This is a genomic window from Streptomyces sp. NPDC088812, assembly GCF_044750285.1.
In the GTDB taxonomy this organism is placed as follows: domain Bacteria; phylum Actinomycetota; class Actinomycetes; order Streptomycetales; family Streptomycetaceae; genus Streptomyces.
Map to the genome: position 1 here is coordinate 828,525 of NZ_JBIVJP010000001.1, position 26,963 is coordinate 855,487.

The following is a 26,963-nucleotide window of genomic DNA, read 5'->3' on the forward strand; positions in this document are numbered from 1 at the left end:
ATCCACCTCGATCCACCTTGATCGACCTTGGTTGATCCTCGTCGGTCTCGGTCGTCCGTGCTCGTCCGTTCGTGCTCGTCCGTCCGCGCTCCGCCGTCCGTGCTTCGGCGCCCCTGGAGGCCGCCCCATGTCCTTGGCAACACGTCCGCAAGACGCCGATGCCGTCTCCGGCGAAAAGCCGGTGCGGCAGCGCCGGTTGCCGGCCCGGCTCCCGGCCCGGGTGCGCAACGTCGCCCTGCCGTTCGGCTCGCTCCTGCTGTTCCTGGTGCTGTGGCAGGCACTGGCCGCGAGCGGGGCGTGGAGCGAGACGCTGGTTCCGCCGCCCGCCAAGGTGTGGGACGCGTTCGTCGTGGTGTCCACGACGAACGACGGGGTGCGCGGCTACAACGGTACCTACCTCGTCGAACACCTCGGCATCAGCCTGCGGCGCATCGCGCTCGGGGCCGGGGCCGGCATCACCGCCGGGGTGGTCTTCGGGCTGCTGATGGGCACCGTCGGCTGGCTGCGGTCGCTGTTCGAGCCGTGGATCACCTTCCTGCGCACGCTGCCGCCGCTGGCGTACTTCTCCCTGCTCATCATCTGGCTGGGCATCAACGAGGAGCCGAAGATCACGCTGCTGGCGGTGGCGGCGTTCCCGCCGGTGGCCGTGTCCACCACCACCGCCGTGGCCGCCGTGCCGAAGAGCCTGGTCGAGGCGGCCCGCGCGCTCGGCGCCTCCCGCTGGGACGTCGTCCGGGACGTCGTCGTCCCGTCCGCCCTGCCGGAGACGCTCACCGGTGTCCGGCTGGCCGTCGGCGTGGCCTACTCGTCGCTGGTCGCGGCCGAACTGGTCAACGGCCTGCCCGGGATCGGCGGCATGGTCAAGGACGCCGCGAACTACAACAACACGCCGGTCGTGCTCGTCGGCATCATCGCCATCGGCGTCTCCGGTCTGGTCATCGACGGCCTGCTGCTGCGGCTGGAACGCGCCGTCGTGCCCTGGCGCGGTCGCGCGTGACCGCGCCGCCCACCGTCCCTCACCCGCACAGAAACGGCCCCGCCATGTCCCGTACCCCGCACCGCCCGTCCCGCCGACTGCTGCTCGCCGGGGCCCTCGCCGCCGCCTCCGCGGCCGTCACCGGCTGCTCCTCGGACAGCGAGGCGTCGTCGTCCGGCGGGTCCGGGACGCTGCGCATCGGCTACTTCGCCTTTCCCACCGGCGACCTGATCGTGAAGAACAGGAAGCTCCTGGAGAAGGCCCTGCCGGACCACGACATCAGATGGATCAAGTTCGACTCCGGCGCCGGCGTCAACCAGGCCTTCCTCGGCAAGTCCCTCGACATAGCCGCCCTGGGGTCGAGCCCGTTCGCCCGCGGGGTGTCCGGGGCCTCGCCGATCCCGTACAAGGTGGCGTGGATCCTCGACGTGGCGGGCGAGAACGAGGCGCTCGTGGCGCGCAAGGCCGCCGGTGTGTCGGACGTGGCCGGCCTCAAGGGGAGGACCGTCGCCACGCCGTTCGCCTCCACCTCGCACTACAGCCTGCTGGCAGCGCTGGAGAAGGCCGGGCTGAAGGCCTCCGACGTCAAGCTCGTCGACCTCCAGCCGCAGGCGATCCTCGCCGCCTGGCAGCGGGGGGACATCGACGCCGCGTACGTGTGGCTGCCGACCCTGGACGAACTGCGCACGACCGGGACCCAGCTCACCAGCAGCAAGGAGATCGGCGCCGCCGGCAAGCCGACCCTGGACCTGGCCGTCGTCTCGGACGAACTGATCGCCCGGAACCCGCAGGCGATCGCCGCCTGGCGGAAGGTGCAGGCCGAGGCACTCCGGGTGCTCGCATCGGACCGCGACGGCTCGGTGAAGGCCGTCGCGGCGGAGCTCGGCATCAGCGCGGCCGACGCCGAGGCGCAGCTCGCACAGGGGGTGTTCCTCACCCCGGAGCAGGTGACGTCCGCCGACTGGCTGGGCACCGACGCCGGTCCGGGCGAACTGCTGACCTACGTCACCGACACCGGACGCTTCCTGGCCGACCAGAAGCAGATCGACGCCGCACCGTCCGAGGACGCCGTCCGCAAGGCCTTCTACCTCGAGGGGCTGTCCGATGTCCGCCAGTGAGACCACGACGTCCGGCCGGAACGCCCCCACCGGGCGGGCCGGCTCCGTCCGGCTCGACCAGGTCGTCCACCGGTACGTGCGGGGCGGGGAGGCCGTCACCGCCGTGGGGCCGGTCGATCTGACCGTTCCCGCCGGGGAGTTCCTGGTGCTGGTCGGCGCCTCCGGCTGCGGCAAGAGCACGCTGCTGAGGCTGATCGCCGGGTTCGAGCGTCCCACCCACGGATCGGTGCGGGTGGCCGGAGCCGAGCCGCGGCCCGGTGAGGCGGCCGGTGTGGTGTTCCAGACGCCGCGGCTGTTCCCGTGGCGGACCGTGCGCGGCAACATCGACCTGGCGCTGCGGTACGCGGGCGTCGAGCGCGGCCGTCGGCCCGAGCGGCGTGCGGAACTGCTGGCGCGGGTCGGGCTGGAGGGCACCGAGGAGCGGCGCGTCTGGGAGATCTCCGGCGGCCAGCAGCAACGCGTCGCCATCGCGCGGGCCCTGGCCGCGGAGAATCCGCTGTTCCTGCTGGACGAGCCGTTCGCGGCGCTGGACGCGCTGACCCGGGAGCGGCTCCAGGAGGACGTCCGCCGGGTGACCGCGCAGACCGGGCGGACGACGGTGTTCGTGACGCACTCGGCCGACGAGGCGGTGTTCCTCGGCTCGCGCATCGTCGTGCTGACCAAGGGGCCGGGCACCGTGGCCCTGGACCTGCCGATCCCGCTGCCGCGCGGTGACGTCGACGCCGAGGAACTGCGCGAGTCACCGGAGTTCACCGAGCTGCGGGCGCGGGTCGCCCACGCCGTGAAGGCCGCCGCGGCGGCCTGACCACCCGAACGCCGGGCCCTTCGAACCCACCGGCCCCGGCACGGAAGAACCACGGAAGAGCCAGGAAGAACCAAGGAAGGGACACACGTCACGTGAGCATCCTCAGCGTCCGGCCCGCGGCGGCGCGGCTGCCGATCACCGAACTCGGCCCGCACTTCGGCGCCGAGCTCCACGGCGTCGACCTCGGGCGCCTCGACGACGACCAGGTCCTCGCGCTCCGCGAGGCGCTCGTACGGTACAAGGTGCTCTTCGTCCGCGGACAGGACGGCCTCGACGACGCCGCGCAGATCGAGTTCGGCCGGCGCCTGGGCGAGGTCACGACCGGGCACCCGGTGCACGACTCCGGGGATGTGGCCCCCGAGGTGTACTCCCTCGACAGCACGGACAACGGCTTCGCCGACGTGTGGCACACGGACGTGACGTTCGTGCGGCGGCCGCCCGCGATCTCCGTGCTGCGGGCCGTGGTGCTGCCGCCCAACGGGGGCGACACCAACTGGGCCGACAGCCAGCTCGCCTACGAGTCGCTGTCGCCGGGCCTGCGGGCGTACGTCGACACGCTCACCGCCGTCCACGACGGCACCCGCGAGTTCGGCTACTACCTCGCCCGGCGCCGGCAGGGGAAGGGCAACGTGTGGGAGGGGGAAGTGTTCACCGACCTGACACCCGTCGAGCACCCGGTGGTGCGGGTGCACCCCGAGAGCGGCCGCAAGGGCCTGTTCGTGAACCCGGGCTTCACCTCGCACATCGTCGGCGTCTCCGAGCACGAGAGCCGGGGCGTCCTCGACATCCTCTACGCCCATCTCACCAAGCCCGAGCACATCGTGCGCCACCGCTGGCAGCCGGGTGACGTCGCCCTGTGGGACAACCGCAGCACGGCCCACTACGCCAACCGCGACTACGGCGACCGGCACCGCGTCATGCACCGCATCACCCTCCGCGGCGACCTGCCTGTGGGCCCCGTCGCCCCCCGCCCCGAGGAGTGACGGTCGGGCGCGGGCGCCCTCCGGGGACGGTCCCCCGCCCCTGACGGCGGCGGGGGACCGTCCCGGCTACCGCTGGACGCCCCCGGGACACACGCCCGGCTACGCGAAAGGCCTCCGGCCGTCCCGCTTGCGGCGGGACGGCCGGAGGCCACGAGTCGACGGCGAGGAGAGCGAAGGGGCTGGAATCAAGGAGTGATGAGAAGGAAGCCCCTTCATGGCCTCGCCACGGCTACGTTAACAGTCAGGCGGGGATCAGGTCGCGCAGATTTTCGGGTGTGACGATCCGCGACTCCGGGTGCAGGCCGTCGGGCCGTTCCAGGCCGATGTAGGTGACGGGACCCGCCGGGATCGTCTCGCCGTCCCACAGGGTCACGGTCGTCGCGCTGTCGGTCATCAGGCCGGTGAGATGGCGGACCGTGAGCTGCTCGCGCTCGACGATGCCGCGCAGCAGCGTCGCGACCGTCACCCGGTTGCCCTCGACCTGGTTGGACGTCGGGGTCCCCTTCAGGTACAGGTGCAGCCACTTGGCGCGCCATCTGCCGTCGGAGCCGCGCAGGAACGCCAGCGGCAACGCGACCCGGCCCGGACCGCGCAGCTCCGACTTCATGCGCACCGTGCGCGGCTCGAACGGGCGCCCCTTCTGCTCCGTCCCGCGCAGCATGAACCCGAAGAACGACTCCTCGACCTCCTCGAAGCCCTCCCCGGAGAAGATGTTGACCTGCGGGACGACGCAGGTGCCCCGCACGGCGCCCAGCCGCAGGTCGATGAACTCCGAGGCTCCGTCGGGCGCGTCCGTGATGTCGCCGGAGTGCTTCCCCTCGACGTCGAGGAGGTTGGTGTACGACACCCAGGAGACGGTCGCGTAGTCGGCGTTCAGCAGCAGCGCCGACAGGTCGTAGTCGGTGGTGCGCTCGCTCTGCTTCCAGTACACGAAGAAGCGCAGCAGTTCCCCGTCGACCGGGGACAGCGAGCCGCGCGGCAGCACTCCGAGCCCGGAGGCGGTCGCCTTGCCGCTGAGCGGCAGGGCCACGTCCAGGACGTCCGGATCGATCAGCAGGTGGTCCGCGGCGGGCAGCCGGCGGCGCAGCTCCGCGTCCAGGGCGACGATCAGCCGCTCGCGCTGGGACGCGAGCACCGGCGGGCGGCTGTCGTCGGTCACCCACGCGCGGCCGAGTCGGTTGACGAACACCCGGCGCGCGCCGGTCTCCTGCGCACGGTTGTGCAGGTGCTGGCGCACGGACAGCACGACCCGGCCGGACACGTCGGGGACGACCTGTTCGGCGGCGGCCACGACGGCGTCCCGCTCCTCCTGCGTGAGGGCGGCGCGCAGCAGCCGGTCCAGGGAGCGGAACAGCTTGCCGGGGGCGGCCTTCAGCAGCTCGGCCGCGCCGGTGACGTCGCTCGTGGAGAGCAGTTCCTCCACCCGGCTGTCCAAGGAGCGCGCCGCCTTCTCGCCGCGGGCGACGGCGAACACGTCGGCGGCGTGCGGCCACTGCGGGTACTCGTGCGGGTGCAGCCGCTCGCCGAGGCGCTTCCACATCTCGCGGTGCGCGTGCACGTCGGCGAGCTTGGCCGGCGCCGCGGTGACGACCGCGTCCAGGCCCGCGAGCAGCGCCCGGCGCACGGGGCGGGGCAGCGTCCGCAGCCGCGTCGGCTCCCGCAGGGTCACGTCACCGCCCGCGAGCGCGCAGGCCAGCCGGAGCACATCGGTGACCGTGTCCAGCAGCAGGCCCGCACCGGCCGCCAGCCGGGCCCGGTTGACCACCGCCCGGTTCTCCCGCACCGGGATCGCCGCAGGCTGCGGCCCGTCCGCGCAGTGACCCGCGAGGTCCTGAAGATCCCGCAGGCCGTCCTCGCCCAGGGGCGTGCGGCTGCCCGCCAACGCCAGGTACAGCCCGGTGAGTTCGTCGTCCGAAGTGCCGCCCGGGTGCAGGACCGTCAGACGGTCGCCCGCCGCGGCGATCAGCTCGTCGTGGTGGGCGAGCATCTCGGCGTACGTGTGCTGGTAGGTGCCGTACGACGGGAGGGTGAGCAGGTTGACCACACCGGCGCTCAGCTGCTCGAGGGTGCTCGCGCGCGTCCTGTCGTCGGCGAGTGCCCCGGCGATGCACCCCATCCAGAAGTCGAGGGTGTCCGGCACGTCGGCCGGGAAGTCGATGAAGTACACGTTGTGCCGGACGTGGTCGCCGACCATCTCACGGACGGTGCCCAGCGTCCGTACGGCGGTGTCGACGACCGTTCCCTCGGACAGCCCCGACAGACGCTCGAGCAGCTCCGCCGAGAGTTTGAAGCCCACGGACATCAACGCGGCGTCGAACTGCCGCGCCGCGGTACCGCCTTCCCCGACGGGTCCCGTGGGGAGAGGGATGCGGTGGGTGTGCCGGATGACCAGAGCGTCGAGTCGGTGGACCATTCCGGCATGCTCCCAAGGCCGAGCAGGCGGCCGCACCCGGTTTTCACGAGTGCGGTGCCTTCTTCCCGGGGCGGCCGGAGTACGGGGCGGGTCAGGCCGCGGTGGCGGGCAGCTCGGCGATCAGCGCCGACAGCTCGTCGAGTTCCTGCGGGGTCAGGTCGGTGAGCGGAGGCCGGACCGGGCCCGCGCTGTGGCCGGTGGCGGTCATGCCGGCCTTGACGATGCTGACCGCGTAGCCGGCCTGGCGGTTGCGGATCTCGGTGTAGGGGAGCACGAAGTCCGACAGCATCCGGGTGACGTCCGCCTGCCGGCGCTCGCGTACGGCGGTGTAGAAGGTGAGGGCGAACTCGGGCAGGAAGTTGAAGATGGCCGAGGAGTAGGTCGTCACACCGAGCTGGAGGTAGGGCAGGGCGAACGTCTCGGCCGTGGGCAGCCCGCCGATGTAGGTCAGGCGCTCGCCGAGGCGGGCGTGGATACGGGTCATGGTGTCGATGTCGCCGACGCCGTCCTTGTATCCGATCAGGTTGGGGCAGGTGTCGGCGAGGCGGGCGACGGTGTCGGCGGAGTAGACGGCGTTGGCACGGCTGTAGATGACGACGCCGAGGGAGGTGGAGCGGCAGACCGCTTCGACGTGCCGTGCCAGGCCCTCCTGGCCGGCTTCGGTGAGGTAGGGCGGGAAGAGCAGGATGCCGTCGGCGCCGGCGCGTTCGGCGGCGGCGGCGAACTCGATCGCGGTGGCGGTGCCGTAGCCGACCGGGGCCAGGATCGGGGTGCCTTCGGGAGCGCTGTCCGCGGCGGCGGCGACGACGCGTTCGACCTCGGTGGGCGTGAGGGAGAAGAACTCGCCCGTCCCGCCGGCGGCGAAGAGGCCGCCGACGTCGTACTTGGCCAGGCGGACGATGTTCTCGCGGTAGGCGTCCTCGTCGAAGGAGAGGTCGTCGCGGAAGTGGGTCACGGGGAAGGAGAGCAGGCCGGAGCCGATACGGCGGCCGAGTTCGGCCGGGGTGAAGGACGTCATGGGAGTGCTCCTGAAGGTCGGGGTGGTGCGGGTGCGGCCGTGTGGCGGTGCTGTGGCTGTCGGGAGGAGGGGGTCGGGAGGAGGTGGTGTCGGCGCGGGCGGCGCGGCTGTCCGTTGTCGACGCTGCCCGCGCCGGATCCGGGGCGCCGGCCGCGGCGGGTACTGCGCCGGCCGGCGGGAAGGGGGTGTGTCAGGGACGGGTGCCGGCCTCGTGCTCGGCGACGGTCCAGGCGCGGGCCTGGTCGCTGAGGGTGAAGCCGAGGCCGGGCCGGGAGGAGACGTGCATGCGGCCGTCGCGGATCTCCAGGCGCTCGTTGAACAGGGGCTCCAGCCAGTCGAAGTGCTCCACCCAGGGCTCGATCGGGTAGGCGGCGGCCAGGTGGAGGTGGATCTCCATGGCGAAGTGAGGAGCGAGCTGGAGCTGGTGGTGCTCGGCGAGGGCGGCGAGCTTGAGGAACTGGGTGATGCCGCCGATGCGCGGGGCGTCGGGCTGGATGACGTCCGCGGCACCGTGGCGGATCAGCTCGACGTGCTCGGCGACGCTGGCCAGCATCTCGCCCGTGGCGACCGGCGTGTCGAGCGAGGCGGCGAGCGCGGCATGGCCCTGGGCGTCGTAGGCGTCGAGGGGCTCCTCGATCCAGACCAGGCCGAACTCCTCCAGGGCGCGGCCCATGCGCTGGGCGGTGGGCCGGTCCCACTGCTGGTTGGCGTCGACCATGAGCGGCACGTCGTCGCCGATGTGCTCGCGCACGGCGGTGAGGCGGGCCAGGTCGTACTTGCCGTCGGGGTGTCCGACCTTGAGCTTGATGCCGCCGATGCCGCTGGCCAGGGAGGCGGTGGCGTTGTCGAGGACCTGCTCGGTCGGGGTGTGCAGGAAGCCGCCGGAGGTGTTGTAGCAGCGCACCGAGTCGCGGTGCGCGCCCAGCAGCTTGGCCAGCGGCAGTCCGGCCCGCTTGGCCTTGAGGTCCCACAGGGCGACGTCGAAGGCGGCGACTGCCTGGGTGGCCAGGCCGCTGCGGCCGACGGAGGCACCCGCCCACACCAGCTTGGTCCAGATCTTCCCGATGTCGCTGGGGTCCTCGCCGATCAGGTTCTCGGCGATCTCCTTGGCGTGGGCGAACTGGCCGGGACCGCCGGCCCGCTTGGAGTAGCTGAAGCCGACGCCCTCGTGCCCCTGCTCGGTCGCGAGTTCCACGAAGAGGACGGCCACCTCGGTCATCGGCTTCTGCCGGCCGGTGAAGACCTTCGCGTCACTGATCGGGGTGGCCAGCGGGAGTGTCACTGAGGACAGGCGCAGCCAGGCGATCCGGTCGAGCGTGGCCTCGCCGTCGGCGTGTGCGGCCTGCGGCGTCGTGTTCATCGTGGTCACCACTTCGAGTCCCTGGGGTTGAGGCGATCGGTGCGGGGCCCGACCGCGGCCGGGCTCGGCACCGCCTCTCCCGAGGGAGCGTGGGCGGGCTGGGTGCGGCTGCTGTCGAGTCCGGACAGGCGGCGCCTCACGCGGGTGCGGGGGGAGGCGGTCCGGTAGGAGGCACCTCGACGATCTCGATGAGGCTGAGCCACGGGGGGTGTGCTCCACGTGCGGTACGACCTCATCCACGCGGGTGCGGCCGAGGCGCGGGCGGGGGTCGCCGTCTGTCGAGATCAGACGCTACGGTCGCCAATGATTCACGTCCAACATAGATTTTGGATGTCGCGATACCTGGAGAGCATCAATGTTCACCCTTGCCCAGCTGACGAGCTTCGTGGCCGTCGCCGAAGAACTGCACTTCACCCGTGCCGCGGAGCGACTGAACATGACGCAGCCGCCGCTGAGCCGGCAGATCCAGCTCCTGGAGAGCGAGCTGCGCGTGCATCTGCTGGACCGCACCAACCGCACGGTGCGGCTCACCCCCGCCGGCCGGGCCTTCCTGGTCGAGGCCCGCCGCATCCTGCGCCAGTCCGAGCACGCCACCCTCGCCGTGCGCCGGGTCTCCAGCGGTGAGGCGGGCGCGATCGCCGTCGGGTTCACGGCCGCCAGCGCCTACTCCGCCCTCGGCGGTCTTCTGCAGACCGCGCGGGCGGCGTTGCCGGGGGTGGAGATCCTGTTGCAGGAACTCGTCACCCGGGACCAGCTCAAGGCGCTCGGCGAGGGTTCGCTCGACCTCGGGCTGATCCGGCCCTCGGCCACCGGGGCGGACCTGACCTCGCGCACGGCCGTGCGGGAGGGGCTGCTGGCGGCCCTGCCCGCGCAGCATCCGCTGGCCGCGGGGTCCGGGCCGCTGCGGGTCGGGGACCTCGCGGGAGAGGACTTCCTGATGTACTCGCCCATCGAGGCCCGCTACTTCCACGAGCTGCTGGTCAGCATCTTCCGGGCCGCGGACGTCCGGCCCGTCTTCACCCAGTACCTCAGCCAGGTCCACAGCATCCTGGCCCTGGTCAACGGCGGCTGGGGGATCGCCCTCGTCCCCGAGGCCGCGGCGCAGATGCGCTACGGCGGGATCGCCTTCCGGCCCGTGGACCTGCCGGACCCGCGGCCGGTCGAACTGCACTTCGTATGGCGCAAAAACAACGACAATCCGGCTCTGGATGCGCTGCTGTCCCACCTGTGACACCCGCCCGGCACGTTCATGTCACATGACTGTCATATAAGGAAGGTATCGCAAGCAACAAAATTCGACATAGACGTGCATCAGAACCCTCTCTACGGTCAACTCAGCCACCGGTTCGGTGGCTCGGACCGCACGCGGCACCGCTGCCGTATCCCCCGGGTCTAGGAGATTGACCATGACGGTTCTCGGCCGGCAGGACGAGCCGGCGACCGCCGGCCCCGAGCCGCCCCCGGCGCGGCCCGGTTCGGGCAACGGTTTCGGCCAGGTGCTTCGACGCCACGGCGGACCGCACCGGGCGATCGACCCTCCGGTGTCCCCGGCGCGCCACCGAGCGCGGCGTCCGGGGACCGCTTCGGTCACGCCGGTCTCCCGCTCGGCGGCCGACGGCCGGCCCTCGACCCGCTAGCCGTCACCGCGGACCGCGCGGACTCCGCAACCGTTCCGACCGCGCAGACCTGCAACCCGCGCAGACGCGCGATCGTGCCATCCGTGCCGACCGCGCAGACGCACGACCGTGCCACCCGTGCCGACCGCGCGGTGGCGCGGAGGGCGGCCGAGGAGCCGGCTCCTATCCCGAGCCGGTAGGGCCGCGCGGGAGAACGGCCGGCGTCCCGCCCCACTCGGAGCGGCCCGAGCCGCCGTCCGCCCCGCCCGTACCCCTCCGGCGCCGGCCGCCCTGTGGCCCGCCCCGCCGCCGCGCCGCCTGCCACGGCGCGACGCCACCGCCGTGCCGCGTGCGGTCGACCACACCCTGCCCCGCCCCACCCCGCATCCCAGCCGTGCCGCGTTCCGCGCCGTCCCGGCACCGGCTGCTCAACCACAGTTCAAAGGGGAGCTGACATGCCACTTCTCGTAGTCGGAACCAGCGTTCTGGTTCTGCTACTCCTCATGACCCGGCTGAAGCTGAACGGCTTCGCGGCGCTCCTGCTGGTGGCGGTCGGTGTCGCCGTGGTGCAGGGGATACCGGTGACGGACATCCCGGACGTCCTCTCGGACGGCATCGGGGGCCAGATCGGTGACACGATGCTCACCATCGGGCTCGGCGCCATGGTCGGCCGCGTCATGGGGGACTCCGGCGCCGCCCAGCGCATAGCCGGCAAACTCCTCGACGCCTTCGGCCCGCGCTGGGTCCAGGTCGCCATGGTCGTCACCTCCATGCTCATCGGCGTGACCATGTTCTACGAGGTCGCCTTCATCATCATCGTGCCCATCGCGTTCACCCTGGTCCGGGTCACCGGGGCGAACCTGCTGTGGGTCGGGCTCCCGATGTCGATCGCCCTGTCGACCATGCACAGCTTCCTTCCCCCGCACCCCGGCCCCACCGCCGTCGCCGCGACCTTCCACGCCTCCGTCGGACTGACGTTGTTCTACGGTCTGTTCATCGCGGTCCCGGCCGGCGCGCTCATCGCGCTGCTCTGGCCGCGCCTGCCGTTCATCAAGGCCATGTCCCCGGCCATCCCCAAGGGCCTGGTCAGCGAGCGCGAGTTCACCGACGAGGAGATGCCCGGCCTCGGCTGGTCCCTGTTCGTCGCGCTCTTCCCCGTCGTCCTGATCGCCGGCGCCGCGGTGACCGACATGGCCGCCTCCGGCGAGAGCCCGTTGCTGCACACGGTCGAGTTCATCGGCTCGGCGCCGATCGCGCTCCTGCTGACGCTGCTCCTGGCGATCTGGGCGTTCGGGCCGAGGATCGGCCGGAGCCTGTCGGACGTCAGCTCCTCCTGCGGCTCGGCGGCCCAGGCGATGGCGATGATCCTGCTGGTGATCGGCGCCGGCGGCGCCTTCAAGAACGTCCTCGTCGAGGGAGGCATCTCCGACTACATCAAGGACATCACCGAGACCTGGACCATCTCGCCCATCATCCTCGCCTGGCTCATCGCGGTCATTCTGCGGGTGGCCCTCGGCTCGGCGACGGTCGCCGTCGTCACGGCCTCCGGCGTGGTGCTGCCCCTCCTCGCCGGCAGCGGGGTGAGCCCCGAGATGATGGTGCTCGCCGTCTCCTGCGGCTCCATCGCCTTCTCCCACGTCAACGACCCCGGCTTCTGGCTGTTCAAGGAGTACTTCAACCTCTCGGTCATCCAGGCGATCAAGGTGCGCACGACGTACACGACGGTGCTGTCGGTCCTCGGCCTGGGCGGTGTCCTGGCGGCCGAGTACACCATCGGCGTCCTCGGTCTGTGACTCTGTGACTCTGTGACCCCTGGCCTTTTCCTCCCGTCCCGCCCCCACTCCCCGTACCAAAGGAACACGAGACCAGCATGAGCACGAGCCAGCCGACCGTCACCGCCTTCTCCGTCTATCCCGTGGCGGGCCGCGACTGCATGGAACTGAACCTCTCCGGTGCCCACGGCCCCTACTTCACCCGCAACATCGTCGTCCTGACGGACTCCGAGGGGCGCACGGGCCTGGGTGAGGTGCCCGGCGGAGAGAAGATCACGCAGACCCTGCGCGACGCCGAGTCCCTCGTGGTCGGTGCGAAAGTCGGCGACTACAAGCGGGTCCTGCGGGAGATCGGGGACCGTTTCGCCGACCGCGACTCCGGCGGACGCGGCGCGCAGACCTTCGACCTGCGCACCACCGTCCACGCCGTCACCGCCGTCGAGTCCGCGCTGCTGGACCTCCTGGGCCAGCACCTGGACGTGCCGGTCGCCGCGCTCCTCGGGGACGGCCGGCAGCGCGACTCGGTCCGCGTGCTGGGCTACCTCTTCTACGTCGGCGACCCGGGCCGCACGGACCTGGAGTACGTCCGCGAACACGACGCGGACGTCGACTGGTACCGGATCCGGCACGAGGAGGCTCTGACCCCCGAGGCGATCGTCCGCCAGGCCGAGGCCACCTACGACCTGTACGGCTTCCGCGACTTCAAGCTGAAGGGCGGCGTCCTGGACGGCGCCGAGGAGGTCAAGGCCGTCCTGGCGCTGAAGGAACGCTTCCCCGAGGCCCGGATCACCCTCGACCCCAACGGCGCCTGGTCGCTGCGCGAGGCCATCGAGCTCTGCGAGCCGCTGGTCGGGACGCTCGCCTACGCCGAGGACCCCTGCGGGGCCGAGGGCGGCTACTCCGGGCGGGAGGTCCTCGCCGAGTTCCGCCGCGCGACCGGTCTGCCCACCGCGACCAACATGATCGCGACCGACTGGCGGCAGCTGACCCACGCGCTGGCCCTGCAGTCGGTCTCCATCCCGCTGGCCGACCCGCACTTCTGGACCATGCAGGGCTCCGTGCGCGTGGCTCAGCTGTGCAACGCGATGGGCCTGACCTGGGGCTGCCACTCCAACAACCACTTCGACATCTCCCTGGCCATGGTCACGCACTGCGGGGCCGCGGCGCCCGGTGCGTACAACGCCCTGGACACGCACTGGATATGGCAGGAGGGCCTGGAGCGGCTCACCGTCGCCCCGCCCCGCATCGTCGACGGCGAGATCGCCGTGCCCGACGCCCCGGGGCTCGGCGTCCAGCTCGACATGGACCGCCTCCTCGCCGCGCACGAGCTGTACCGCGCCAAGGCCCTGGGCGCCCGGGACGACGCCACCGGCATGCAGTACCTGGTCCCCGGCTGGGAGTTCGACGCCAAGCGGCCCTGCCTGGTGCGCTAGAACCCGTCGTTCGGACCGGTCGCAGGGCGCCGACGGTGTGCCGTCGGCCGGGGGCGGCTGTCCGGGACATGCCCCGGACAGCCCGGACAGGCCCGGGACAGCCGGTCCGCCCCTACCGTCGCTCAGCATGGACACCACACGCAGAGCGTTGTTGAGAGCCATCGCGGCCGTTCCCTTCGCCGTCACGGCCGGCGGACTGTCCGTCCCGTCCGTGGCGCGGGCGGCGGAGCCGGAGTACCGGCTGAGGATGTACGACCGTGACGGCACGCCGACCGGCACCACATGGGCGGCCGCCATCCAGGGGCTGATCACCGGACAGCGGCTCGGCGTGGCCGGCCTCGTCGGGGACGTGCTCGGCAGGGCCGAGCGGCGCGCTTCGCCCCCCGGTGACTGGCGGGACGGCGCCGGGTCCGCGCCCCAACCCGACGGACTGGATTTCGCCTTCGGGTGGGACACGTCAGCCGCGTACCGGCAGGACGCCGGCGGCGATCGGTGGTACCCGCAAGGCATCACCACGAGCTACGACGCCCATGGCGGCTCGGTACCGGGAAGCGGCGGGAGGAAGGTCGCCCTCGTCTCCTGGTACGACAAGCAGGCCGGCGGCAACCAGGGCGCCAGGGTGTCCGTCGTCGACATCACCCGCACCGGCTCGTCGAGCCGCCCGCGGTACGACCACGTCCTGCTCGTCGTACCGACCAAGGAGTCGGGAGAGCCCTACGACTTCCGGGTCACCGAACTGCACGCGGGCGGCATCGCCTGGGCGGGAAGGTGGCTGTACGTGGCGGACAAGGACCACGGCCTGTACGTCTTCGACACCGCCGGCGTGCTCAAGGTGTCGCGGGGGTCGACGGCGGCGGCCCGCAGGCGTGCCCGGGCCTGGTGCGGCTACCACGGCGGTGACGGCACGTACTACGCGCACGGCTACCGGTACGTCATGCCCCTGCACCACGTGTACCGGCCGGCCGGTGGATCGGCGGCGCTGCGCTACTCGCAGGTGTCGCTGGACCGTACCCAGGGAGCCACGCAGTCGCTCGTGGTCAGCGAGTACTTCGAGACGAGCGCCGACGGAGTGGCCGTGCGCTGGGACCTCGACGGCGCCGGATACATCACCGCCGAGCGGTCCACGTCCGTCTGGCCGCTGCGCATCCCCAGGGTGCAGGGCGCGGTCTGCGTCGGCGACCGCACCTACTACTCGGCCAACGCCTCCCTCCCGCCCGACGGCGCGAACGCCGGTGCCGAGCAGGGGGAACTGTGGTTGCAGTACCCGCGAGGCGAGAAGATGACCGCCCCGCGCGGCAAGCTGAGCCTGGGTCCGGAAGACCTCAGCTACCAGCCACGCACCAGGGGCGGTTCCCTCTGGGGCCTCGCCGAGCACCCGGGCAGGAGGCGCGTCTACCGCATCCGCGTCTGAACCGGTGGCCAGAACGTCCGACGGCCGCCTACGACGGGCACCCCCCGAAGCCCCCCACGCGCCGAGCACACCGCGCCGCCGCGGTGCGGTGTGCTCGCCGTGACGCCGTGACGCCGTGACGCCGTGACGCCGTGACGCCGTGACGCCGTGACGCCGTGATGACGTGATGACGTAATGGCGTGACGCCGTGATGACGTAATGGCGTGACGGCGTAAGAGTGCGACGGTGCGTCAGACGGGGGAGGCGGGGGCCTGTCGGTCAGGCGGCGGGTGCACGGAGGCCGGGGCAGGAGCCTGCGGTGGGTCGTCGGCCCGCAGGGCCTCAGGTATCGCGGGGCTTCGCCGGTACGCACAGCCATGCGAGGCCCGCGGCGGCCAGGTAGGCCAGTGCGCCGATGGCCATGCTGGTGCGCAGCCCGGTGCTGTAGTCGGTGGCCGTGGCGAGCAGGCTGCCGCCGAGGGCCACGCCGGTGGCGCTGCCGATCTGGCGGGTGGTGTTGAACAGGGCGGAGGCGGCTCCTGAGGAGGCGGGGGGTGCGGCGCCCATCACGGTGGTGGTCGAGCCGGTGAGGGCGAAGGAGGTACCGAATCCCGCGGCCATCATGGGGGCCACCAGCAGCGGGTAGGCGGGTTCGGCTCCTGCCGCGGCCCAGCCGGCCAGCCCCAGGGAAGCCAGGAGCATGCCGGAGATCACCAGCGGACGGTCGCCGGTGCGCCGGGTCAGCCGCCCGGACAGGACGGAGGCGAACATGGTCATCGCCACCGCCGGGAACAGGGCCAGCCCGGTGCCGAGGGCGCTGAAGCCGCGCTGGTGCTGGAATTCCAGGCTGGCGGTGAAGACCATGCCGTAGAAGCCGAAGTTGAACAGCAGGCCGATGACGGCTCCGCCGCCCAGCGCACGAGAGCGCAGCAGGCTCAGCGGAAGGACCGGAGACCGCGCCATCCGCTCGCGCACCGCGAACGCCGCGGCGGCCAGCGCGGCCAGGCCCGCCCCGATGAGAACGGCCGGATCGGACCAGCCTCGCCGTCCGGCCTCGTTGAGTGCCGAGGTGAGCAGTGCCACCGCCGCCACGACCGCGCACTGCGCCGGCCAGTCCAGGGACCGGCCGGCGCGGCGGGGCGAGCGCGCCACATACCGCAGCGTCAGCACCAGGCAGGCCGCACCGGCGGGCAGATTGATGAGGAACACCCAGCGCCAGCCCACCGTGGAGACGAGCAGACCGCCCAGCAGCGGCCCGGCGGAGGCCGCGATGCCGGCCATCGAACCCCACATCCCGAAGGCCCGGGAGCGTGCGGCCGGCGCCGGATAGGCCTGCTGGAGCAGGGCCAGGGAACCCGGCACGATCAGCGCCGCGCCGAGCCCCTCCACCAGCCGGGCCGCCACCAGGAAGGCGGCGCTCGGCGCGAGCGCGCACGCGGCCGAGGACACGGTGAACACCACCACGCCCGAGCAGAAGACACGACGGTTGCCGAGCCGGTCGCCCAGAGCGCCACCGGTCAGCAGGAACCCGGCGAAGACCAGGGTGTACCCGTCCGTGATCCACTGGATGCCGGTGAGCGAGGCCGACAGTTCCCTGCCGATCACCGGCACGGCGACATTGATGACCGTCACGTCCAGGATCACCATGAAGTATCCGGCGCATACCGCCAGCAGCGGTGCCGCGGACCGTAGCTGGGACTCCGGGGCCGGCCCGGGGGAGCGCATGGACCCACCGCCACCGGCCGACTCCGCGAACGCCACGGCTCCCACTCCATCCCGTCCACGGAGGAACTGCATCAGAATGTAACGATAAGTTCCCTGTGCTCCACATCGCGGGAACGGGGCTGCGCGCACCGTCTCCGGCGAGGGAGCGAACGCGGTGGGCGTCGGCGACTGCCCGGCCTGGCCCGCGCGGGGGAGGGCGGGCGCCGCGCGCGTGGCCGCGGCGGCGGAAGAGACGGCGACGTACAGTTCCGCCTTCGGCTCAGCCTCGCGCGTGGAACGGCCCGTCAGGCGCGGCCGGCGGCCTTGCGCAGGCCGTAGGCGGCGGCGCCGGCCGCGATCACCGCGGCTCCCCACAGCACCGACGCCGGTGGCAGTGCGAAGGCCAGGACCAGGCAGCCCGCCGTGCCGACGACCGGCACGATCCGCGCGGGCCGGCCCTCGGCGGGTGTGAGAGTCCAGGCGGAGGCGTTCGCGATGGCGTAGTAGGCCAGCACGCCGAAGGAGGAGAAGCCGATCGCACCGCGCACGTCCGTGGTGGCGGCCAGGACGGCGACCACCGCGCCGACCGCCGGCTCGGCGCGGCGCGGCACCTTGAACCGGGGGTGGACCGCGGCCAGCGCGTGCGGCAGGTGCCGGTCGCGGGCCATGGCCAGGGCGGTGCGCGACACCCCGAGGACCAGCGTCAGCAGCGCCCCGATCGCCGCGACGGCCGCCCCGGCGCGCACCACCGGCGCCAGTCCCGGGACACCGGCCGCGCGCACGGCCTCGGCGAGCGGGTCCGCGGTGCGGGCCAGCCCGTCCGTGCCGAGCACCGCGAGCACGGCGACGGCGACGGCCGCGTAGACGGCCAGTGTGATGCCGAGCGCGAGAGGGATGGCGCGGGGGATGGTCCGCTCCGGGTCACGGATCTCCTCGCCGAGGGTGGCGATGCGCGCGTACCCGGCGAACGCGAAGAACAGCAGCCCGGCCGCCTGGAGCACGCCGCCGAAGGTGGCGGGCTCCCCGGCGTCCAGCCGCGTGGCCTGTGCCTGACCTCCGGCCAGGCAGACGGTGACCACGGCGGCGAGCACCACCAGGACGACCGCGACGATCCCGCGCGTCACCCACACGGACTTCTGCACACCGAGGTAGTTCACCCCGGTCACCGCCACCGCTGCGGCGACCGCCACGGGGTGGGCCTGGCCCGGCCACACGTACGCGCCCACGGTCAGGGCCATCGCCGCGCAGGAGGCGGTCTTGCCGACCACGAAGGACCAGCCGGCCAGGTAGCCCCAGAAGTCGCCCAGTCGTTCGCGGCCGTAGACGTAGGTGCCTCCTGACTGGGGGTAGCGCGCGGCCAGGCGGGCCGAGGAGGTGGCGTTGCAGTACGCCACCACGGCGGCCGGCGCCAGGCCGATCAGCAGTCCGGAGCCCGCTGCGCGGGCTGCCGGGGCGAGCGCGGCGAAGACACCCGCGCCGATCATCGAACCGAGCCCGATCACCACGGCGTCGGACACGCCCAGGTGCCGCTTCAGCTCTCCCGCTCCGGCAGACGCCGCCGACCCGCCCATCGTTCGCTCCTCGAACTCAGCCACGGACATCACAGACTCCGTTGTCGGCGCACGATAGAGGAACAGGGTGTCGAGCAGGGGAACCGCCCGCTTCCGGCGCCGATCCGCGGCCCCGCGACGATCTGGCGTGGTCGATCGAGGGGATCAGCGCAGCGGTGCCGACGGCGCCCACCGGGGTGCGCCGCGGCCGGTCACGGACCGCGCCGGGGCCGGTCACGGACCGTGCCGGGGCCGGTCACGGACCGCGCCGGGGCCGGTCACGGACCGTGCCGGGGCCGACCGTGCGAGTGCACCGCCCCGGGGCCGGCCGTGCGAGTGGACCGTCCCCTCTCAGCCCGCGAACGGCACCTGCACCGACGACGCCCTCTCCCCGGCCGGGTGCGTCCACAGCCCCTGTCCGGCGAGCCGCGGCAGCACCCCCTCCCCGAACCAGTACGCCTCCTCCAGATGCGGGTACCCGGACAGCACGAACTCCTCGATGCCCAGCGCCGCGTACTCCTTGATCCGCTCGGCCACCTCCTCGTGGCTGCCCACCAGGGCGGTGCCCGCGCCTCCGCGCACCAGGCCGATCCCGGCCCACAGGTTGGGGTGGATCTCCAGCCCGTCCCGGCTCCCGCCGTGCAGCGTGAGCATCCGCCGCTGCCCCTCGGACTCGCTGCGCGCCAGCCCGGCCTGCACGGTCCGGACGGTCTCCGGGTCGAACCCGTCGAGCAGCCGGTGCGCCTCCGCCCATGCCTGCTCGGAGGTGTCCCGGGTGATGACGTGCAGCCGGATGCCGAACCGCAGCGTGCGTCCCTCCCGCGCGGCGAGCCCCCGGACCCAGGCGATCTTCTCGGCGACCTGGGCCGGCGGCTCGCCCCAGGTGAGGTAGACGTCCGAGTACCGGGCGGCGACCTCGCCGGCGAGCGGTGAGGAGCCCCCGAAGTACACCTCGGGGACGGGATCGGGGACCCGGACGAGCTTCGCGTCCTCGACCCGGAGGTGCTCGCCCTTCAGGCCGACGGTCCCGCCCTTCCAGAGATCGCGGACGATCTGCAGGAACTCGCCGGTACGGCGGTAGCGGTCGTCCTTGTCGAGGAAGTCGCCGTAGGCCCGCTGCTCGTGGCTCTCGCCGCCGGTGACGACGTTCAGCAGCAGGCGGCCGCCGGAGTGCCGCTGGAAGGTGGAGGCCATCTGCGCGGCGAGCGTCGGGGAGACGAAGCCGGGACGGAAGGCCACCAGGAACTTCAGCCGCTCGGTGTGCCGGCTGACCATGGCCGTGGTCAGCCACGCGTCCTCGCACCAGGCGCCGGTGGGGGTGAGCGCGCCCACGAAGCCCAGATCCTCCGCGGCGCGGGCGATCTGGCTGAGGTAGGCGACCGTGGGCGGCCGGTCACGCCCCGAGGCGGTGGCGGGGGTGCCGTGACCGCCGCCGACGACATGGCGGCTGTCTCCGTTCGTGGGCAGGAACCAGTGGAAGGTCAGGGACACGAGGGGTCTCCGTTCGGTGGTGTTGCTAGAGGAGGCCGTGGCGGGGCGGTCTGGTCCCGTCGAGGGCGTACCGGCCGATGTGCTGGATCTTCCAGCGGCTCGGGTCGTGCAACGTGTGGGTGCGGGCGTCGCGCCAGTGGCGGTGCAGGTTCAGGGAGGTGAGCGCGGACCGGGTGCCGGAGACCTCGAACAGCGCGCCGGCCACCTCCACCGCCGTGCGGCCGGCCTCCACCTTGGCCGCGGCGACCGCGACGGACGCCTCGGCGGCCGAGTCGTCGGTGAGGTCGGCCCGCGCCGCGTCCACCGCCCGCGCCGCCTCCCGCAGGAGTGCCTCGGACGCCCGCACCCGCAGGGCGAGCTCACCGAACTGCTGGATCAGCAGCGGATCCTCGGCGGCCGTCTCGACCCCGCTCTCGAACCAGGGCCGGCTCTTGGTGCGGACGAACTCCGCGGCCTCGGCCAGCGCTCCCGCGGCGATGCCGGCGTCGACGGCCGCGTGCAGCAGCTGGGCGACCGCGCCGTGGAGCTGGGGACCCCGGAAGGTGAGGTGGTGGGGCAGGACCCGGTCGGCGGGCACGGACACGCCGTCCAGGCGGACGGTGCCGCTGGCGGTCGTCCGCTGACCGAGGCCGTCCCAGTCGTCGATCACCGTCAGGCCGGGGGCGTCCCGCGGCACGTACGCCACGTGCAGTTCGTCGTCCTCGGCGCGGGCCAGCACCGGGATCCAGTCGGCGAACAGGGCACCGGTGGAGTAGTGCTTGACGCCGGTGAGGAGGTAGGAGCCGTCCGGCGCCGGCTCCAGGCGGGTGCGGATGTCCTGGACGTGCCGGGTGCCCGCCTCCGACTGGGCGTTGCCGAAGCGGCGGCCGGCCAGCAGCTCGGCGAAGAAGAACTTCTGCTGCTCCGGCGTGCCCTGGCGGCGGATCACGTTGACGTAGGCGAAGTGGCTCTGCGGGATCTGGGCGAGACTGCCGTCGGCGGAGCCCAGCAGCCGGAAGATCTCCGCGAGGGTCTCGGCCCGGACGTCCGCGCCGCCGTGTCCGGCGGGCACGGTCACGGCGAGCAGCCCGGAGGCGGAGAGCCGGTCGAGCTCCTCGCGGGGCAGCCTGCGTTCGCTGTCGCGGGCCGAGGCTCCCGCGCGGAACGCGTCGGCCAGGACCGCCGCGACGGCGACGGCCTCGGCGTCGTCGGCGATGACGTGCGCGGTCATGGCCGTCAGCTCGCCGCGGCCAGGACCGGGGCGCCGCCCAGCACGGTCGAGAACCGGTCGACGACCTGGACGAGCGCCTCGCCGGCGGACGGGGCGACCGTGATCGAGCCGTCCTCGTGAGCGGTGATGTCCTTGTCGAGGGTGAACCAGCCCTGCACGATGTGGGCCGCACCCATGGAGTTCAGGACGGGCCGCAGCGCGTAGTCGATGGCCAGGACATGGGCGACGGAACCACCGGTGGCGAGCGGCAGCACGGTCTTCCCGGTGAGCGCGTACTGCGGGAGCAGATCGAGGAGCGCCTTGAGGACACCGGAGTACGACGCCTTGTAGACGGGGGTGCCGACGACGACACCGTCGGCGCGGGCGAACAGGTCGGTGGCCTCGACGATCGCGGGGTGGCGGAAGTCCGCGCCGAGCAGGGCCTCGGCCGGGATGGTGCGCACGTCCAGAGGGATCACCTGGTGGCCGTGGGCGATGAGCCGCTGGTCGAGGTGGCGCAGCAGGCGGCCGGTGCGGGAGGAGGCGGAGGGGCTGCCGGAGACGGACAGGACGGTGGCCATGGGTCCTCTTTCGGGGAGTCCGGGGCGCCCGTGCGGAACGGGCGCCCCGGGGGGTGCGGTCAGGAGTACCAGGTGGGTTCGGGCAGTTCGCCCTCGAGGACCCAGCGGCCGACCTCGCGGCGCTTGTAGGCGACGGGGTCGTGCAGGGTGTGCGTGCGCACGTTGCGCCAGAAGCGGTCCAGGCCTTCGCCGGTGGCGGTGGAGCGGGCGCCGGTGACCTCGAAGATGCGGCTCGAGACCTCCAGGGCGACATCGGTGGCGCGGGCCTTGACCGCCGCCACCCGCACCTCGAAGTCGCCGCGGGCCTGCGCGGTCACCGCGTCGGGGTCGTCGTGCAGCTTCTGCCCCTCCGCGGCGACCGCGTCGGCGAGGGCCTCCACGGCCCAGAGCTTGGCGGTGAGGTCGCCGTAGACGTCGATGACGTACGGCTCGTCGACCGCCCGTTCGTGGCCGCCGTGCAGCCAGGAACGGGACTTGGTGCGGGTGTAGCCGGCCGCCGTCTCCAGCGCTCCGGCCGCGATGCCCAGGTAGAAGTTGACGAAGACGAGCTGGATGGTCGGGACGTTGAGGGTGTTGTAGACGCGCGGCTGGAACACCTTGCCGACGTAGCCGGCCGCGGAGGACCACGGGGTGCGCACGCCGTCGAGGGTGACGCCGCCGCTCTCGGTCAGCCGCTGGCCGATGTTGTCCCAGTCGTCGTGGAAGGTCAGGCCCTCGCTGTCGGAGGGGACGATCGCGAAGATGTGCTGGTCGGTGCCGTCCAGTACGCCTTCGAGGACGGTGACGTCGGAGACCTTGCTGCCGGTGGAGAAGGTTTTGCGTCCGGTGAAGACGAGGTCGTCGCCGTCCTCGGTGACCACGACGTCCTTGTCGCGAGGGTTGACGGCGCCGCCGAAGAACCAGCGGCCCCGGGCGGCCTCGGCCTCGACGTGCTCCCACTGCTCACGGGTGCCGACGAGCCGGGCGGCCCAGTTCCACAGGTAGTGGTAGCCGAGGAGCTGGCCGATGGAGCCGTCGGCCTTGGCGATCTCGCGGACGACGCGGTAGGCGGTGGGCCACGACTGGCCCCCGCCGCCGTGCTCGACCGGGCCGAGCAGGGTGACCAGGCCGGCGTCCTTCAGCAGCCGGACCTCGGCGTACGGGGTGGCGCCGGCGCGGTCGCGTTCGGCGGCGTCGGTGGCGAGGACGGCGGCGACCTCGGCGGCGCGGCCGATCCATTCCTCGGGGGTCTGCGGGGCGGGCTGGGTCTGCCAGTCGGAGGAGTGCGTGGCGGTGCTCATGCTCGTCGACCTCTTTCGCGGTGCGGTGCGGTGCGGAAGGTGGGGGCGGTCAGGCGCGGACCGGGACGGCGTCGGACTCGGCGTCGACGTCGGTCTCGGTGGTCTCGGTCTCGGTCTCGGTCTCAATCTGTTGGGCCTCCAGCTCGCGGACGAGGGGCAGCACGCGCCGGCCGAAGTACTCGACCTCCTCGTGGTAGTGGAGGAAGCCGAGGAGGAAGAGGTCGACGCCGAGCTTCTTGTAGGCGACGATCCGCTCGGCGATCTGCTCCGGTGTGCCGATGAGGCCGGTGCGGAAGCCGTCGTTGTACTGGACGAGGTCCTCGAAGGTGGAGTCCTGCCACATGCCCTTGCCGTCGGCGGTGGACTGTCCCGCCTGCTTCACGGCGGCGCCGAAGCCCTCGACGGCCTCGCTGTCCGCCTTCGCGACGATCTCCCGGAGGGTCTCGCGCGCCTCGCCCTCGGTGTCCCGGGCGATGAGGAAGCCGTTGAGGCCGAACTTCGGCGGCGTACGGCCGGCTTCGGCCGCGGACCGGCGTACGTCGGCGATCTGCTCGGTCACGCCGTCGAAGTCCTTGCCGTTGGAGAAGTACCAGTCGGAGACCCGGCCGGCCATCTGCCGTGCGGCGGTGGAGTTGCCACCCTGGAAGATCTCCGGGTGCGGGCGTTCGGGGGTGTTGAGGGGCTTGGGCTTGAGGGAGAAGTCGCGCAGCCGGTAGAAGTCGCCGGCGAGTTCGGCGTGGTCCTCGGTCCAGATCGAGCGCAGCGCGCGGATGAACTCCTCGGAACGGCGGTAGCGCTCGTCGTGCTCCAGCCAGGGCTCGCCGAGGGCGGTGAACTCGCCCTTGAACCAGCCGGAGACCACGTTGACGGCGAAGCGGCCGCCCGAGAGGTGGTCCGCGGTGGCGCCGAGCTTGGCGAGGACGCCGGGGTGCCACAGCCCCGGATGGACGGCGGCGATGACCTTCAGCCGCTGGGTGGCGAGGAGCAGGGCGAGGCTGAAGCTGGTCGACTCGTGCTGGTACTCGGCGCCGTAGCTGGCCATGTAGCGGACCTGGCTGAGGGCGTAGTCGAAGCCGTTGTTCTCGGCGAGGACGGCGAGTTCCCGGTTGTAGTCGTATCCCCAGTCGGTGCGCTGCTCGATCGTGCTGGTGACGAGTCCCCCGCTCACGTTGGGGACCCAGTAGGCGAATTTCACGGGCGCTGCGGGCATGCGGAACTCCTGGCGCGAAAAGGTGTCGGGCACGCCGAATTCAGGGTGCGGAAACACGCTGTGAATCCATGCGCTGGATTCATGCGGTGCATCCCGTGCGGTGCATCCGTACGATGCGTCGGGCGGTGCATCCGTACGGTGCGTCGGGCGGTGAATTCAGGCGGTGAGGGGAGCCTGCACGGCACACGACCGCACGACCACCGACGCGCCTGCGCGTGCGGGGTGCGGGTACGGGTGCGGTGCGGGAGAGGGGCGGCGGATCGGGGAGGCGATCAGGCCGCGGCGCAACAGGAGGCGCTGGAGACGCGCGCGAGGTCGACATGGCGTCGCCGCGTGAGGTCCAGTCGCATCTTCATGCCGTCGATCGTGGCAGCCGCCGGCCGCAACGGTCAAGGCAAACCCGACCGGTCTCGTATCGCGGACCATTGAATTTCACGAAGGCGTGACAGGGAAACCCTTGAACAGGTGGTGAATGCGGCCGCATTCTTCCGGCGTGCGGACAGAACAGCTGGAATACATAGCGGCGGTCACCCGGCTCGGTTCGCTGCGCCGGGCCGCCGAGGAACTGCGCCTGTCGCAGCCCGCGTTGAGCGAGACCGTGCGGAACCTGGAGCGCGAGCTGGGCGTGGACCTGCTGGAGCGCAAGCGTTCCGGCGCCACGATGAGCACGTCGGGGCGTGAGCTGCTGCCCCACATCATCGGGGTGCTGGACGCGGTGGACCGGCTGCGCGCGGCGGCGGGCGAGCAGCACCGCATCAGCCGTATGGTGCGCGTCGGCACCGTGAACGCGGCGACCGTGCCGCTGCTCATCCCGGCGGTGCGGGAGTTCCGCGCCGCGCATCCCGTCACCCAGGTCGAGGTGGTGGCGGCCCAGCAGACCGACATCCACCGGACGCTGCTGGAGGGGGGCTTCGACCTGGGCCTGGTGAACCACCTGGCGGGCGACGACATGCCCGCCGAGTTCGAGTCCACCGAACTGCTGCGGGGGCGGCCGGTGGTGTGCGTGCGGCCCGACAGCCCACTGGCGGCCGGGCCGTCGGTGTCGGTGGACGACCTGCTCGGCGTGCCCCTGATCGGGATGCGCTCCGGATATGTGATGCACCGTTATGTGCACCGGCTCCTCGACGGCCGCGCACCCTCGTTCGCGTACTCCACCGACGGGGCGGAGATGGGCAAACTCATGGTGGCCGAGGGGCTGGGGGCGACGGTCCTGCCCGACTTCAGCGTGGCCGGCGACCCGCTGGAGCGGCGGGGTGCCCTCACCTACCGGCCGATCAGCGGGGAGACGACCCGGGTACTGCTGATGCTGCGCCGACGCCGGGCGGACTCCGTGCCGCAGGCCGCGCAGGACCTGCACGAGGTGTTCGTGCGGACGGCACGGGAACTGGGCACGGGCGGACGCTGAGGGCACCGGCCCCACCACGGTCCGCCCGTACCGGTCCGCCGGCGGTGGGCACAGGCCGCCGTCCGTGCCACGGGCCGAGAGGACCGGACCACGCGCCGTCCCGGCCCACCGCAACGCTCTGTCAGCCCTCGCCCGAGCCTTCTGTACCTGCGTCCGCCGTGATCGGCACGCTGCGTCCTCTGACGACAGGGCCCAGCGGTCGTACCGCTCCGGCAGCACCGCCGAGCCGATGTCCCGGAGCCGGTAGGCGTCGTGCGCCGGCCACGGCGCCCTCCACCTCGATCGTCGCGCTGGAGGACGTCAACGGACGGGCGTTCTGGGCGTCATGTGTCGCTCGACGTGGATCTGGGTGAAGACCGCGACCTTGGCCCGCAGGGCCCAAGGGTCGAAGGGCTTGGTGATGTAGTCCACGCCACCGACGAGGTACCCCTGACTGGCGTGGACCGGATCCGCGCCCATGGCGGTGAGGAAGATGATGGGAACGTCACGGTTGCGGTGGCGGCGTTTGATCTGGGCGGCCGTCTCGTAGCCGTCCATGTCGGGCATCTGTACGTCCATGATGATGACGGCGAAGTCGTCGTTGTCCAGGAGGGCTTTCAGCGCCTCCCGTCCGGACGAGACCGTGACGAGGTCCTGATCCAGCGTGCCGAGGACAGCGGTGATGGCCAACAGGTTGTCGGGCTGGTCGTCCACGACGAGGATCTTGGGCAGGCCGGCGTCCGGCACGGTCGGGAGCACCGTGGGACGTTCGAGAGCGTCGAGCTGACGCTCCAGCAGCTCGCAGCGCTCTTCGGCGGCGGCCCTCTCCTCCCGCGCGTTCTTCAGTTCCTCACCGAGCCTGGTGACCTGCTGCTGCAGCACGTCACGTTCCTCGAGCAGTTGGGTGACATCGGGGTGAGCGGCCGCCAGTTCGTCCGCACGGCCCCGCTCGGCCTTCCAGTCCGCCTCCAACTGCGAGAGCCGCACCTCCAGGTCGTGGATGCGGTTCGTCCGCTCCAGCAGAGCGTCGCCCAGGACGTCCCCCTGAACGCTGGAACGCCGGGACCGGCGGTCGGCGTCGGCCAGCTGTTCCTCGAGGACCTCCATCGCATGGTGCTGCGAGGAGCCGGCATCGATCGCGGCCCGGTACAGCTCCCGGACGAGCTCGACGGCCTCGGGCGTCACGGCCGTTCCCCGGTGCTCACCGAGATCGGCCATCAGCTCCCGCACGATCTTCCACGGAGGCAGCCGGGTGCCGTTGAGGTACCGGGACAGCGTGCCGGGGTCCCACTGCCGGCGCGTCGCGTACCGGCGCACCGAGACTCCCAGCCCCTCGAACAACTCCCTGAGAGCCTGGGCCAGAGCACGCGTCGCTTCGGGAAGGTCACTGCCGAGCGGCCTCAGCTCACCCACGCCCCTCTCCTTCCGACTCGCGGGACGTGCCACCGCGGGCCCCGTCGCTCACGATCAACCGGTTGAAGAACGAGGCGGCCAGTCCGGCCGCGGCGAGACCGGCGAGCACACTGCGGGAAGGCCCCTCACCCCCCGTCCAGGACAGTGCTGCCGCGACACCCCCGCTGAGCACCGCGAGCAGGAGGACGAGTGCTCCTCTGGTCGTCAACAACGGCTGTTCCATACGGTGTCCGTCCACTCGGCCCCTGGCCGAGTGGCAAGGGGAGCCCATCACCCG

22 protein-coding genes are annotated in these 26,963 nt (G+C 72.2%); 9 read left to right on the forward strand and 13 right to left on the reverse strand.

Translation table 11 applies throughout. The features are described 5' to 3' along the window. Window positions 1–127: 127 nt before the first annotated feature. The 4 genes from ACIP67_RS03480 to ACIP67_RS03495 all read left to right on the forward strand — a co-directional run bounded on the left by ACIP67_RS03480 (window position 128) and on the right by ACIP67_RS03495 (window position 3,882). Complete coding sequence (locus tag ACIP67_RS03480) at window positions 128–997, forward strand: ABC transporter permease (protein ID WP_401686632.1); 870 nt, start codon at window positions 128–130, stop codon at window positions 995–997. Window positions 998–1,041: 44 nt separating this feature from the next. After that, window positions 1,042–2,094, forward strand: a complete 1,053-nt coding sequence (locus ACIP67_RS03485) for an ABC transporter substrate-binding protein (protein ID WP_401686635.1) — start codon at window positions 1,042–1,044, stop codon at window positions 2,092–2,094. Continuing rightward, complete coding sequence (locus ACIP67_RS03490; RefSeq protein WP_401686638.1) at window positions 2,081–2,899, forward strand: ABC transporter ATP-binding protein; 819 nt, start codon at window positions 2,081–2,083, stop codon at window positions 2,897–2,899. Before ACIP67_RS03485 ends, ACIP67_RS03490 begins: the two co-directional genes overlap by 14 nt. A gap of 92 nt (window positions 2,900–2,991) precedes the next feature. Further along, window positions 2,992–3,882, forward strand: a complete 891-nt coding sequence (locus ACIP67_RS03495; protein ID WP_401686641.1) for a TauD/TfdA dioxygenase family protein — start codon at window positions 2,992–2,994, stop codon at window positions 3,880–3,882. Window positions 3,883–4,123: 241 nt separating this feature from the next. On the opposite strand, the gene ACIP67_RS03500 is transcribed toward ACIP67_RS03495, so the two are convergent. The 3 genes from ACIP67_RS03500 to ACIP67_RS03510 form a co-directional block, all read right to left on the reverse strand. Continuing rightward, a complete protein-coding gene (locus tag ACIP67_RS03500; protein ID WP_401686643.1) occupies window positions 4,124–6,295 on the reverse strand; it encodes a hypothetical protein in 2,172 nt (723 codons plus the stop codon). 91 nt (window positions 6,296–6,386) lie between these two features. Further along, window positions 6,387–7,313: a 5-dehydro-4-deoxyglucarate dehydratase gene (kdgD, locus tag ACIP67_RS03505; protein ID WP_401686646.1), complete on the reverse strand. Its 927-nt coding sequence runs from the start codon at window positions 7,311–7,313 to the stop codon at window positions 6,387–6,389. A gap of 190 nt (window positions 7,314–7,503) precedes the next feature. Next, complete coding sequence (locus ACIP67_RS03510) at window positions 7,504–8,685, reverse strand: mandelate racemase/muconate lactonizing enzyme family protein (protein ID WP_401686648.1); 1,182 nt, start codon at window positions 8,683–8,685, stop codon at window positions 7,504–7,506. A 343-nt stretch (window positions 8,686–9,028) separates the two neighbouring features. On the opposite strand from ACIP67_RS03510, the gene ACIP67_RS03515 reads away from it, so the two are divergent. The 4 genes from ACIP67_RS03515 (at window position 9,029) to ACIP67_RS03530 (ending at window position 14,905) form a co-directional block, all read left to right on the forward strand. Continuing rightward, window positions 9,029–9,904, forward strand: a complete 876-nt coding sequence (locus tag ACIP67_RS03515; protein WP_401686651.1) for a LysR substrate-binding domain-containing protein — start codon at window positions 9,029–9,031, stop codon at window positions 9,902–9,904. Window positions 9,905–10,744: 840 nt separating this feature from the next. Then, window positions 10,745–12,082: a gluconate:H+ symporter gene (locus tag ACIP67_RS03520; protein WP_401686653.1), complete on the forward strand. Its 1,338-nt coding sequence runs from the start codon at window positions 10,745–10,747 to the stop codon at window positions 12,080–12,082. 77 nt (window positions 12,083–12,159) lie between these two features. Continuing rightward, window positions 12,160–13,494 (forward strand): enolase C-terminal domain-like protein, encoded by a 1,335-nt coding sequence (locus ACIP67_RS03525; protein ID WP_401686656.1) that lies wholly within the window; start codon window positions 12,160–12,162, stop codon window positions 13,492–13,494. 127 nt (window positions 13,495–13,621) lie between these two features. Then, entirely contained in the window at window positions 13,622–14,905 is a 1,284-nt protein-coding gene (locus ACIP67_RS03530) for a hypothetical protein (RefSeq protein WP_401686659.1), read from the forward strand. A 321-nt stretch (window positions 14,906–15,226) separates the two neighbouring features. Here ACIP67_RS03530 and ACIP67_RS03535 read toward each other — a convergent pair whose 3' ends face one another. From ACIP67_RS03535 to ACIP67_RS03570, 8 genes are all read right to left on the reverse strand, one after another. Next, window positions 15,227–16,609 (reverse strand): MFS transporter, encoded by a 1,383-nt coding sequence (locus ACIP67_RS03535; RefSeq protein WP_401686805.1) that lies wholly within the window; start codon window positions 16,607–16,609, stop codon window positions 15,227–15,229. A 284-nt stretch (window positions 16,610–16,893) separates the two neighbouring features. Beyond that, on the reverse strand, window positions 16,894–18,159 hold the full coding sequence (locus ACIP67_RS03540; RefSeq protein WP_401686808.1) for an APC family permease: 1,266 nt from the start codon (window positions 18,157–18,159) through the stop codon (window positions 16,894–16,896). Window positions 18,160–18,489: 330 nt separating this feature from the next. Then, window positions 18,490–19,629, reverse strand: a complete 1,140-nt coding sequence (locus ACIP67_RS03545) for an LLM class flavin-dependent oxidoreductase (RefSeq protein WP_401686662.1) — start codon at window positions 19,627–19,629, stop codon at window positions 18,490–18,492. A 25-nt stretch (window positions 19,630–19,654) separates the two neighbouring features. Next, the gene (locus ACIP67_RS03550; protein WP_401686665.1) at window positions 19,655–20,839 is read right to left on the reverse strand and encodes an SfnB family sulfur acquisition oxidoreductase; all 1,185 of its coding nucleotides are present in this window, start codon (window positions 20,837–20,839) and stop codon (window positions 19,655–19,657) included. A 5-nt stretch (window positions 20,840–20,844) separates the two neighbouring features. After that, the gene (ssuE, locus tag ACIP67_RS03555; protein ID WP_401686668.1) at window positions 20,845–21,399 is read right to left on the reverse strand and encodes an NADPH-dependent FMN reductase; all 555 of its coding nucleotides are present in this window, start codon (window positions 21,397–21,399) and stop codon (window positions 20,845–20,847) included. Between the two features lie 59 nt (window positions 21,400–21,458). Beyond that, window positions 21,459–22,679: an acyl-CoA dehydrogenase family protein gene (locus ACIP67_RS03560; protein ID WP_401686670.1), complete on the reverse strand. Its 1,221-nt coding sequence runs from the start codon at window positions 22,677–22,679 to the stop codon at window positions 21,459–21,461. 49 nt (window positions 22,680–22,728) lie between these two features. Continuing rightward, window positions 22,729–23,889, reverse strand: coding sequence for a dimethylsulfone monooxygenase SfnG (gene sfnG / locus ACIP67_RS03565; protein WP_401686673.1), 1,161 nt, complete (start codon window positions 23,887–23,889; stop codon window positions 22,729–22,731). 272 nt (window positions 23,890–24,161) lie between these two features. Continuing rightward, window positions 24,162–24,245, reverse strand: a complete 84-nt coding sequence (locus ACIP67_RS03570) for a putative leader peptide (RefSeq protein ID WP_350760414.1) — start codon at window positions 24,243–24,245, stop codon at window positions 24,162–24,164. A gap of 137 nt (window positions 24,246–24,382) precedes the next feature. Between ACIP67_RS03570 and ACIP67_RS03575 the strand changes: the two genes are divergently transcribed. Then, on the forward strand, window positions 24,383–25,294 hold the full coding sequence (locus ACIP67_RS03575) for a LysR family transcriptional regulator (RefSeq protein WP_401686676.1): 912 nt from the start codon (window positions 24,383–24,385) through the stop codon (window positions 25,292–25,294). 300 nt (window positions 25,295–25,594) lie between these two features. Here ACIP67_RS03575 and ACIP67_RS03580 read toward each other — a convergent pair whose 3' ends face one another. Next, window positions 25,595–26,686: a response regulator gene (locus tag ACIP67_RS03580; protein ID WP_401686679.1), complete on the reverse strand. Its 1,092-nt coding sequence runs from the start codon at window positions 26,684–26,686 to the stop codon at window positions 25,595–25,597. Beyond that, entirely contained in the window at window positions 26,679–26,897 is a 219-nt protein-coding gene (locus tag ACIP67_RS03585) for a hypothetical protein (protein ID WP_401686682.1), read from the reverse strand. The genes ACIP67_RS03580 and ACIP67_RS03585 overlap by 8 nt, the downstream gene beginning before the upstream one ends. Window positions 26,898–26,963 lie beyond the last annotated feature (66 nt).

Bases quoted from the DNA above. Each gene is read 5' to 3' on its own strand.
- kdgD (WP_401686646.1), bottom strand. From the start codon at position 7,313: ATGACGTCCTTCACCCCGGCCGAACTCGGCCGCCGTATCGGCTCCGGC.
- ssuE (WP_401686668.1), bottom strand. From the start codon at position 21,399: ATGGCCACCGTCCTGTCCGTCTCCGGCAGCCCCTCCGCCTCCTCCCGC.
- ACIP67_RS03500 (WP_401686643.1), bottom strand. From the start codon at position 6,295: ATGGTCCACCGACTCGACGCTCTGGTCATCCGGCACACCCACCGCATC.
- ACIP67_RS03535 (WP_401686805.1), bottom strand. From the start codon at position 16,609: ATGCGCTCCCCCGGGCCGGCCCCGGAGTCCCAGCTACGGTCCGCGGCA.
- sfnG (WP_401686673.1), bottom strand. From the start codon at position 23,889: ATGCCCGCAGCGCCCGTGAAATTCGCCTACTGGGTCCCCAACGTGAGC.
- ACIP67_RS03485 (WP_401686635.1), top strand. From the start codon at position 1,042: ATGTCCCGTACCCCGCACCGCCCGTCCCGCCGACTGCTGCTCGCCGGG.
- ACIP67_RS03540 (WP_401686808.1), bottom strand. From the start codon at position 18,159: ATGGGCGGGTCGGCGGCGTCTGCCGGAGCGGGAGAGCTGAAGCGGCAC.
- ACIP67_RS03515 (WP_401686651.1), top strand. From the start codon at position 9,029: ATGTTCACCCTTGCCCAGCTGACGAGCTTCGTGGCCGTCGCCGAAGAA.
- ACIP67_RS03525 (WP_401686656.1), top strand. From the start codon at position 12,160: ATGAGCACGAGCCAGCCGACCGTCACCGCCTTCTCCGTCTATCCCGTG.
- ACIP67_RS03530 (WP_401686659.1), top strand. From the start codon at position 13,622: ATGGACACCACACGCAGAGCGTTGTTGAGAGCCATCGCGGCCGTTCCC.
- ACIP67_RS03570 (WP_350760414.1), bottom strand. From the start codon at position 24,245: ATGAAGATGCGACTGGACCTCACGCGGCGACGCCATGTCGACCTCGCG.
- ACIP67_RS03550 (WP_401686665.1), bottom strand. From the start codon at position 20,839: ATGACCGCGCACGTCATCGCCGACGACGCCGAGGCCGTCGCCGTCGCG.
- ACIP67_RS03480 (WP_401686632.1), top strand. From the start codon at position 128: ATGTCCTTGGCAACACGTCCGCAAGACGCCGATGCCGTCTCCGGCGAA.
- ACIP67_RS03520 (WP_401686653.1), top strand. From the start codon at position 10,745: ATGCCACTTCTCGTAGTCGGAACCAGCGTTCTGGTTCTGCTACTCCTC.
- ACIP67_RS03490 (WP_401686638.1), top strand. From the start codon at position 2,081: ATGTCCGCCAGTGAGACCACGACGTCCGGCCGGAACGCCCCCACCGGG.
- ACIP67_RS03560 (WP_401686670.1), bottom strand. From the start codon at position 22,679: ATGAGCACCGCCACGCACTCCTCCGACTGGCAGACCCAGCCCGCCCCG.